This is a genomic window from Streptomyces sp. NPDC060028 (assembly GCF_042736725.1).
Lineage (GTDB): Bacteria > Actinomycetota > Actinomycetes > Streptomycetales > Streptomycetaceae > Streptomyces.
In genome coordinates this window covers 20,920-29,691 of record NZ_JBHWVJ010000090.1, presented here as the reverse complement: position 1 = coordinate 29,691, position 8,772 = coordinate 20,920, and the positions used below count along the sequence as shown (strand labels likewise).

The 8,772-nt window shown below is 72.4% G+C and carries 9 protein-coding genes; 7 read left to right on the top strand and 2 right to left on the bottom strand.

All coding sequences use genetic code 11. The features are described from left to right. Positions 1 to 143 precede the first annotated feature (143 nt). Positions 144 to 875, bottom strand: coding sequence for an SDR family oxidoreductase (locus tag ACFWBF_RS31380; protein WP_385607845.1), 732 nt, complete (start codon positions 873 to 875; stop codon positions 144 to 146). Positions 876 to 1,038: 163 nt separating this feature from the next. On the opposite strand from ACFWBF_RS31380, the gene ACFWBF_RS31375 reads away from it, so the two are divergent. After that, positions 1,039 to 1,653, top strand: a complete 615-nt coding sequence (locus ACFWBF_RS31375) for a dihydrofolate reductase family protein (protein ID WP_385607844.1) — start codon at positions 1,039 to 1,041, stop codon at positions 1,651 to 1,653. 165 nt (positions 1,654 to 1,818) lie between these two features. Further along, a complete protein-coding gene (locus tag ACFWBF_RS31370; protein WP_385607846.1) occupies positions 1,819 to 2,739 on the top strand; it encodes a DMT family transporter in 921 nt (306 codons plus the stop codon). 91 nt (positions 2,740 to 2,830) lie between these two features. Here the strand turns inward: ACFWBF_RS31370 and ACFWBF_RS31365 are convergent, their stop codons facing one another. Further along, complete coding sequence (locus tag ACFWBF_RS31365; RefSeq protein WP_385607842.1) at positions 2,831 to 3,859, bottom strand: Gfo/Idh/MocA family oxidoreductase; 1,029 nt, start codon at positions 3,857 to 3,859, stop codon at positions 2,831 to 2,833. A 235-nt stretch (positions 3,860 to 4,094) separates the two neighbouring features. On the opposite strand from ACFWBF_RS31365, the gene ACFWBF_RS31360 reads away from it, so the two are divergent. Genes ACFWBF_RS31360 through ACFWBF_RS31340 form a run of 5 tightly spaced genes read left to right on the top strand, consistent with a single transcriptional unit; the run spans position 4,095 to position 8,733 of the window. Continuing rightward, positions 4,095 to 5,075 carry a sugar ABC transporter substrate-binding protein gene (locus tag ACFWBF_RS31360; protein WP_385607840.1) on the top strand — a complete coding sequence of 327 codons (981 nt, stop codon included), beginning with the start codon at positions 4,095 to 4,097 and terminating at the stop codon, positions 5,073 to 5,075. Then, positions 5,072 to 6,103 carry an ABC transporter permease gene (locus ACFWBF_RS31355; RefSeq protein WP_385607838.1) on the top strand — a complete coding sequence of 344 codons (1,032 nt, stop codon included), beginning with the start codon at positions 5,072 to 5,074 and terminating at the stop codon, positions 6,101 to 6,103. The genes ACFWBF_RS31360 and ACFWBF_RS31355 overlap by 4 nt, the downstream gene beginning before the upstream one ends. Next, positions 6,073 to 6,960: an ATP-binding cassette domain-containing protein gene (locus tag ACFWBF_RS31350; protein ID WP_385607836.1), complete on the top strand. Its 888-nt coding sequence runs from the start codon at positions 6,073 to 6,075 to the stop codon at positions 6,958 to 6,960. The genes ACFWBF_RS31355 and ACFWBF_RS31350 overlap by 31 nt, the downstream gene beginning before the upstream one ends. A 16-nt stretch (positions 6,961 to 6,976) precedes the next feature. After that, positions 6,977 to 8,143, top strand: a complete 1,167-nt coding sequence (locus ACFWBF_RS31345) for an ROK family glucokinase (protein ID WP_385607834.1) — start codon at positions 6,977 to 6,979, stop codon at positions 8,141 to 8,143. Then, on the top strand, positions 8,140 to 8,733 hold the full coding sequence (locus ACFWBF_RS31340; RefSeq protein ID WP_385607833.1) for a hypothetical protein: 594 nt from the start codon (positions 8,140 to 8,142) through the stop codon (positions 8,731 to 8,733). Before ACFWBF_RS31345 ends, ACFWBF_RS31340 begins: the two co-directional genes overlap by 4 nt. Positions 8,734 to 8,772: the final 39 nt, after the last annotated feature.

Here is an 8,772-nt window from a genome sequence, read left to right as displayed (position 1 = left end):
TCGGCCGGGCCGCCCCGGGGAGGGCCGGCGGCGCGGAACGCGCCTGACCGGACGTGGGAATGGGCCCGCCCCCCCCCCGGGGGGGCGGGGCCGGGCGTTTTCTTGGGTTTCTCGCCGGCGAGGCGAGATCCGGAAGAAACGGCCTACGCCGCGTGCCCGCCGTCCACCGCGAACTCCGCGCCCGTGACGTACGCGGCTCCCTCCCCGGCGAGGAACGCCACCACGGCGGCCACCTCCCGCGGCGCGCCGTACCGGCCCAGTGCCGTCATCGCGCGCTGCGGGTCCGCGTACGGCCCGTCGGCGGGGTTCATGTCGGTGTCCACCGGGCCGGGGTGCACGATGTTGGCCGTGATCCCGCGCTCGCCCAGCTCCCGGGCCAGCGCCTTGGTCAGCCCGGTCAGCGCCGCCTTGCTCATCGCGTACAGCGTGCCGCCCGGCCCCGGTACCCGCTGGGTCATGCAGCTGCCGATGGTGATGATCCGGCCGCCGCGGCCCATCCGCCCGGCCGCCGCCTGCGCGGTCAGGAACGTGCCCCGTACGTTGACCGCGAGCACCCGGTCCACGTCCGCGAGGCCGAGCCCGTCGAGCGGGCCGAGCACGCCCACCCCGGCGTTGTTGACCAGTACGTCGAGCCGGCCGAGCGTGCGTACGGTCTCCTCCACCGCCGCCACGGCCTGCGCGGCGTCGCCCGCGTCGGCCCGTACGGCCAGCGCGCGCCGCCCGAGGGCCTCGACCTTGCCGACCACCTCGGCCGCGGCCTGCGCGTCGTTCACGTAGGTGATCGCGACGTCGTACCCGTCCCGCGCCAGCCGCAGCGCGCCGGCCGCGCCGATCCCACGGCTGCCGCCGGTCACCAGTGCCACAGATCCGCTCATGGGTTCCTCCTCGTTGAATGGTTGCGAGTTCAATGAAATGCGAGTCCGGGGGCGGGCGCTGGCAGGAATCGGACGTGGCGTTTTCGCGCGCCGCACCGATGAGTTCGCAGGGGTCCGGGAGTCTGAAGCCGTATAAGGACGACCGAGCAAGGAGCGCGGAGCCATGGGAAAACTGACCCTCACCACCTTCCTGACCCTCGACGGCGTGATGCAGGGCCCCGGCGGGCCCGACGAGGACACCGGCGGCGGGTTCGATTACGGCGGCTGGGCCGTGCCGTACGTCGACGACGGCATGATGGAGTTCGTCACCGAGCTCTTCGGCCGGGCCGGGGCGTTCCTGCTCGGCCGCCGGACGTACGAGATCTTCGCGGGCTACTGGCCGAAGATCACCGACCCTGCCGACCCCGTCGCGAGCCGGCTGAACGGGCTGCCCAAGTACGTGGCTTCGGCCACGCTGAAGGAGCCCGAGTGGGCCGGCACCACCGTGCTCGACGGGGAGCAACTGCAGTCCGAGGTCATGCGGGTCAAGGACGCGCTGGACGGCGAGCTCCAGGTGCACGGGAGCGGCCTGCTCGCGCAGTGGCTGCTGGCGCGGGACCTGGTCGACGAGCTGAACCTGCTGGTGTACCCGGTGTTCCTGGGGACGGGACGCCGGCTGTTCCCCACCGGCGGCCTGCCGACGGCCTGCGAACTGGTCGCCTCCCGCACCACCCCGAGCGGAATCGCCGTCCACACCTACCGGCCCACCGGCCGCCCCGTCTTCGGCACCATCGGCTGACCCGGCTGACCCGGCTGACCCGGCTGACCCGGCTGACCCGGCGGGGCCGGCCCTCGCGCCCGCCGGGAAATCCCTCGACCGGTGTGATCATGCTCCGGTAGCGTGGCCGCACCCGTGCGAGCCGCCGACGCCTCCACCCGCTTCCCGCCGCTGGAGGACCCCCCGGTGACATCGCCCGCCCTCGCAAGCCAGGCCCCCGCGCTCGCCCCCCGCAGGGGCCTGTTCGCCGATCTGCCCGTCCTGGCCGTGGCCGTCGTGTGGGGCGGCAGCTACCTCGCGGCCAAGGGCATCACCACCGCCCACACCGTGGTGGCCGTGCTGGTCCTGCGCTTCGCCCTGGTGCTGCCCGTCCTGGTGGTCGCGGGCCGCCGGCGGCTGCGCGCGCTCGCCCCCGCCCAGCTGCGCGGCGCGGGCGTGCTGGGGCTCGTACTCGGCGGGATCTTCCTGCTGGAGACCTACGGGGTCGTCCACACCTCGGCCACCAACGCCGGGCTGATCATCAGCCTGACCATGATCTTCACCCCGCTCGCCGAGGCCGCCGTACGCCGCACCGCCCCCTCGCCCGCCTTCCTCGGCGCGGCCGCCGTCTCCGTCGCCGGAGTCGTGCTGCTCACCCAGGGCGCGGGATTCGCCGCTCCCGGCCTCGGTGACCTGCTCATCCTCGGCGCCGCCCTCGCCCGGACCCTGCACGTCCTGCTGATGGCCCGCATCAAGGCCGTCCAGGACGCCGACTCGCTCTCCCTGACCACCGTCCAGCTCGGCGCCGCCGTGCTGGTCTTCGCCGTGCTCGCCACCCTGCCGGGCACGGGCGCCACCCCGTGGGAGGCGGCCGCGGACTTCGGGGCCGCCGAGTGGGCCGGGCTCGCGTTCCTCTCCGTCTTCTGCACCCTCTTCGCCTTCTTCGTGCAGATGTGGGCCGTACGCGCCACCTCCCCCTCCCGGGTCAGCCTGCTGCTGGGCACCGAACCCCTGTGGGCGGCCGCCGCCGGCATCGCGATCGGCGGGGAGCACCTCGGTCCGGCCGGCCTCGCCGGAGTCGTCCTGGTGCTCGCCGGCACCGCCTGGGGCCGGCGCGCGGCGGGCTGAAGCGCGGGCGGGGCCGCGGACTGAACAGATTGTCGAAAACCGCCCGCACCCGGTGATCCACGGCCCTACTGTGGCCCCCATGCCCGCGCACTTACCGGTCGGGGAGCCCCGGAACCCGCAGATCCGGCAGCTCCTCCAGGCGCACCCGGCGCCGCTCCCGCCGCGACAGCTCGCACGCCTCCGCGACGCGGAGCGCGGCGAGCGCCTCCCGGCCGTCGCACGGGTTGGGGCCCTCACCCCGCACCAGCCTGACGAAAGCCGTCAGCTCCGCCTCGTACGCCGGGCCGAAGCGCTCCAGGAACCCCGTCCACGGCTTGCTCGCCGGGGGCGGACCGTGGGGTTCGGTCGACGCGATCGGCGTACGGTCGTCCAGCCCGGCCGAAACCTGGTCCAGCTCCCCGGCCAGCTCCATCCGCACGTCGTAGCCGGCGCCGTTGCACCGCGTCCCCGTGGCCGTGACGAGCGTGCCGTCGTCCAGGGAGAGCACGGCCGCGGCGGTGTCGATGTCGCCCGTCTCGCGGAAGCGGACCGGCCCCGCGTCCGACCCGGCGGCGTACACCTCCACCACCTCGTGGCCGGTCACCCAGCGGACCGTGTCGAAATCGTGCACCAGGCAGTCCCGGTACAGCCCGCCCGAGGTCGCCAGGTACTCGGCGCTCGGCGGCGCCGGATCCGCGGTCATCGTCCGTACGGTGTGCAGCCGCCCCAGCGCTCCCGAGCGGACCAGATCCCGCGCCGTGCGGTAGCCGGCGTCGAAGCGCCGCATGAACCCCATCTGGAGCACCCCGCCCGCCGCCTCCACCTCGCGCAGCACCGACAGGGTGCGGGCCAGGTCCGGGGCCAACGGCTTCTCGCAGAACACCGGCAGCCCGCCGCGTACCGCCCGTACGACCAGATCCGGGTGCCCGTCGGTGGCGCAGGCCACCACCACCGCGTCGACGCCCCAGGTGAAGACCTGCTCGACCGTGGGCGCGGCGGTGGCCCCGAGCCGGTCGGCGAGGCGCGCCGCCCGCGCGGGATCGGCGTCGGCGAGCAGGAGCGAGCCCGCCTGCGGCTGGCGTGCCAGCGCCGCCGCGTGGAAGGACCCGATCCGGCCGGTCCCGATGAGCCCGATGCGCATGCACTCAACGTGACCCCGTCGGGGGGAGCTGTCAATCTGCCCGGCTCTGTCCCCCGAAGGCCACGATGGTTCGCGATGGCCCCGATGGCCTTGCATGGTCCACTGTGACGGATACTGGGCGGCTGGAAACGGAATGCACCGATTTCTCAAGACCGGATTTCTCAAGACCGGCAAGTGTGGCAGGACAAGGGAAGGCGCGGCAGACGTGGCTAGGGTTCGGACAGGGGTACGCGTCGTGGGCGCCGTGCTCGCGGCGGTACTGGGAGCCTCCCTCGTGGGCTGCAGCAGTACGGGCGGCAAGCGGGCCGAGGAGCGGGCGAAGGCGGCCGAGGCGGGCCGTCCCGCGGTCTCCACGCCGCGCTGGACCTTCGCGATGGTCACCCACGCGGGCGATGGCGACACCTTCTGGGACATCGTGCAGAAGGGCGCCAAGGAAGCCGCGGCGAAGGACAACATCAACTTCGTCTACGCCCACGACGACCAGGCGCAGCAGCAGGCGCAGTTCGTACAGAACGCCATCGACCAGAAGGTCGACGGGCTGATCGTCAGCCTCGCCAAGCCCGAGGCCCTCAAGGACGTCCTCGCCAAGGCCGTCAAGGCCGGCATCCCGGTGGTCACGGTCAACTCCGGATCGGCCCGGTCCGCCGAATACGGGGCCCTGACCCACATCGGCCAGGACGAGGAGGTCGCGGGCGAGGCGGTCGGCGCCGAGCTGACCAAGCGCGGCAGGAAGCGCGCCGTGTGCGTCCTGCACGAGCAGGGCAACGTCGGCCACGAGCAGCGCTGCGCCGGGGCGAAGAAGGCCTTCGGCGGAGCCATGGAGAACCTGTACGTCGAGGGCACCAACATGCCCTCCGTCCAGGCCGCCCTCCAGGCCAAGCTCCAGGCCGACCCGACCATCGACGCGATCCTCACCCTCGGCGCGCCCTTCGCGCCCACCGCCGTCAAGGCGAAGGACGCCGCGGGCAGCAAGGCCGAGGTCGACACCTTCGACCTCAACGCGTCGGTCGCCCGCGACCTGAAGTCCGGCGCCCTCGGCTTCGCCGTCGACCAGCAGCCCTACCTCCAGGGCTACGAGGCGATCGACCTGCTCTGGCTCTACCGGTACAACGCGGACGTGCTCGGCGGCGGCCGCCCGGTGCTCACCGGACCGCAGATCGTCACCGCCGCCGAGTCCGCCAAGCTGGAGGAGTACATCAAGCGGGGCAGCCGATGACCACCGCCTCCGCCGTCGACGAACGGCTCGCCCCCACCTCGCTGGCGCGCCGCCTGCTGGGCCGCCCCGAGCTGGGCGCGGTCGTCGGGGCCGCCGCCGTCTTCGTCTTCTTCTGCTTCGCCGCCGACAGCTTCCTGCGGGCCTCCAGCCTGAGCACGGTCCTGTACTCGGCCTCCACCATCGGGATCATGGCGGTCCCGGTGGCCCTGCTGATGATCGGCGGCGAGTTCGACCTGTCCGCCGGCGTCATGGTCACCACCTCGGCGCTGTTCAGCTCGATGTTCAGCTACCAGATGACCGCCAACGTCTGGGTCGGCGTCCTGGTGTCCCTGCTGGTCACGCTGGCCATCGGCTTCTTCAACGGGTTCATGCTGACCCGTACCAAGCTGCCGAGCTTCATCATCACGCTCGGCACCTTCCTGATGCTGACCGGCCTGAACCTCGGCTTCACCAAGCTGATCAGCGGCTCGGTCTCCACCAAGACCATCGCCGACATGGAGGGCTTCTCCTCCGCCCGCGCGCTCTTCGCCTCGCAGTGGACCATCGGTTCGGTCACCCTCAAGGTCACCGTCCTGTGGTGGCTGGCCCTGGTGGCCGTGGCCACCTGGATCCTGCTGCGCACCCGCGCCGGGAACTGGATCTTCGCGGTGGGCGGCGGGGCGGACGCGGCCCGCGCGACCGGCGTCCCCGTCGTGAAGACCCGTATCGGCCTGTACATGGGCGTCGCCCTGTGCGCCTGGATCTCCGGCCAGCACATCCTCTTCTCGTTCGACGTGGTCCAGTCCGGAGAGGGCGTCGGCAACGAGTTCCTGTACATCATCGCGGCCGTCATCGGCGGCTGCCTGATGACCGGCGGCTACGGCTCGGCGATCGGCTCGGCCGTCGGCGCCTTCATCTTCGGCATGACCAGCAACGGCATCGTGTACGCCCAGTGGAACCCGGACTGGTTCAAGTTCTTCCTCGGCGCGATGCTCCTGCTGGCCACGCTGCTCAACGCATGGGTCCGCAAGCGGGCGGAGGCGAAGTGACACCGAAGGCTGTGACCCCGAAAGCTGTGACCGCGACCAACGTGACCGCGCTGGTGAAACTGACGGACGTCAGCAAGTACTACGGCAACATCCGCGCCCTCCAAGGCGTCTCCCTGGAGGTCTCGGCGGGCGAGATCACCTGCGTCCTGGGCGACAACGGCGCCGGCAAGTCCACCCTCATCAAGATCATCGCGGGGCTGCACCGGCACGACGCCGGCTCCTTCGAGATCGAGGGGGAGGAGACGGTGCTCGCCAACCCGCGCGCCGCCCTCGACCACGGCATCGCCACCGTCTACCAGGACCTCGCCGTCGTCCCGCTCATGCCCGTCTGGCGGAACTTCTTCCTCGGCTCCGAGCCCACCAAGGGCCGCGGCCCCCTGCGCCGCCTCGACGTGGAGTTCATGCGCGAGACCACCCGCGCCGAGCTCCTGCGCATGGGCATCGACCTGCGCGACGTGGACCAGCCCATCGGCACCCTGTCCGGCGGCGAACGGCAGTGCGTGGCCATCGCCCGCGCCGTCTACTTCGGCGCGAAGGTCCTCGTCCTGGACGAGCCGACGGCCGCCCTCGGCGTCAAGCAGTCCGGCGTGGTCCTCAAGTACGTCGCAGCCGCCCGCGACGCGGGCCTCGGCGTGGTCCTGATCACGCACAACCCGCACCACGCCCACCTGGTCGGGGACCGCTTCGTCCTCCTCAAGCGCGGCACCATGGCGGGCAGCCACACCCGCGACTCGATCACCCTGGACGAACTCACCCGGCAGATGGCGGGTGGATCCGAGCTCGACGAACTGAGCCACGAACTGGAGCGAGTGGCAGAATCAGGGCCTGAGGCCGTTTCCGGCACCACCGAACCATGAGGGACGACACGACTCGATGAGCACGTACCGGGACTTCACGCTCGCCCACCGGGGGTCGGCGCGAGGCACCGTCCTGCGGACCATCGGAACCCGTGAGCGCCGGTCGCACCTGACCGCCCCGCGCGTCCCGACCGTCGGCATCGACATCGGCGGCACCAAGGTGATGGCCGGCGTCGTCGACGCCGACGGCATCATCCTGGAGAAGATCCGGGCCGAGACCCCGGACAAGTCCAAGAGCCCCAAAGTCGTCGAGGACACCATCGTCGAGCTGGTCCTCGACCTCTCCGACCGGCACGACGTCCACGCGGTGGGCATCGGCGCGGCCGGCTGGGTCGACGCCGACCGCTCCCGCGTCCTGTTCGCCCCGCACCTGGCCTGGCGCGACGAGCCGCTGCGCGACGCCCTCCAGTCCCGGCTCGCGGTCCCCGTCATGGTGGACAACGATGCCAACACCGCGGCCTGGGCCGAATGGCGCTTCGGTGCCGGCCGCGGCGAGGACCACCTCGTCATGATCACGCTCGGCACCGGCATCGGCGGGGCCATCCTCGAAGGCGGCCAGGTCAAGCGCGGCCGCTACGGGGTGGCCGGCGAGTTCGGCCACATGCAGGTCGTCCCCGGCGGCCACCGCTGCCCCTGCGGCAACCGCGGCTGCTGGGAGCAGTACAGCTCCGGCAACGCCCTGGTCCGCGAGGCCCGCGAACTGGCCGCCGCCGACTCCCCGGTGGCGTACAACATCATCGCCAGGGTCGGCGGCAACGTCCACGAGATCACCGGGCCGCTCATCACCGAGCTGGCCCGCGAGGGCGACGCCATGTGCGTCGAGCTCCTCCAGGACATCGGCCAGTGGCTCGGCGTCGGCATCGCCAATCTCGCCGCCGCCCTCGACCCGTCGTGCTTCGTCATCGGCGGCGGCGTCAGCGCCGCCGACGACCTGCTGATCGGCCCCGCCCGGGACGCCTTCCGGCGCCACCTCACCGGCCGCGGCTACCGCCCCGAGGCACGCATCGCCAAGGCCCAGCTCGGCCCCGAGGCCGGCATGGTCGGGGCCGCCGACCTCGCCCGGCTCGTCGCCCGCCGCTTCCGCCGCGCCACGCGCCGGCGCGTCGAGCGGTACGAGCGCTACGCGCAACTGGGCCGGCGCGACATCACCCCCGGCACCCCCGAGGACCAGGAACAGCAGTGAACCCGCCCCCGCCCACCCTGCCCCGGCAGGCCTCCGCACCCGACGGCGGCGCCCCGACGCCGCCCGCCGAGGACCGCAAGCACGTCGTCCGGCGCCGCTGGGTCACCGCGATCATCATCCTGCTGCTGGTCGGCGTCCCGGCCGGCTACCTGGCCGTCTCCGCGCAGCAGAGCCGCCAGAGCGGCCGCGACAAGGCGGCCAAGGTCGGCGCCGTCAAGGTGCGCACGGCCTGGCCGTCGAAGGTGCAGCGCAGCATCTACGAGGTCCCCATTCCGCCGCAGGCCTGGCGGGTCGGGTACCTGGAGACCAACAACTGGCACACCAGCCGGCTGTTCGTGCAGTTCGCCGCCACCCCGGCCCAGCTGGACACCTTCCTGAAGGACCTCGGCTCCAGCCGGGCCGAGCTGACCCGCGGGGTCTCGATCTCCCCGCACGACGCGGCGGTGGCGGGCTGGAGCTGGAGCCCGAAGAACTCCTGGTACGGGACCACCCTGGACCCGGCGAACCCCCGGCCCACGCGGGACGTCACGGTCGACCTCACGGACCCGGACAACCCCAAGGTCTACGTGGTCTCCACGGCCATTCCGTAAGCGGCGGCCGGTATTGCCCCGCCCCGGCAAACCTTTCCG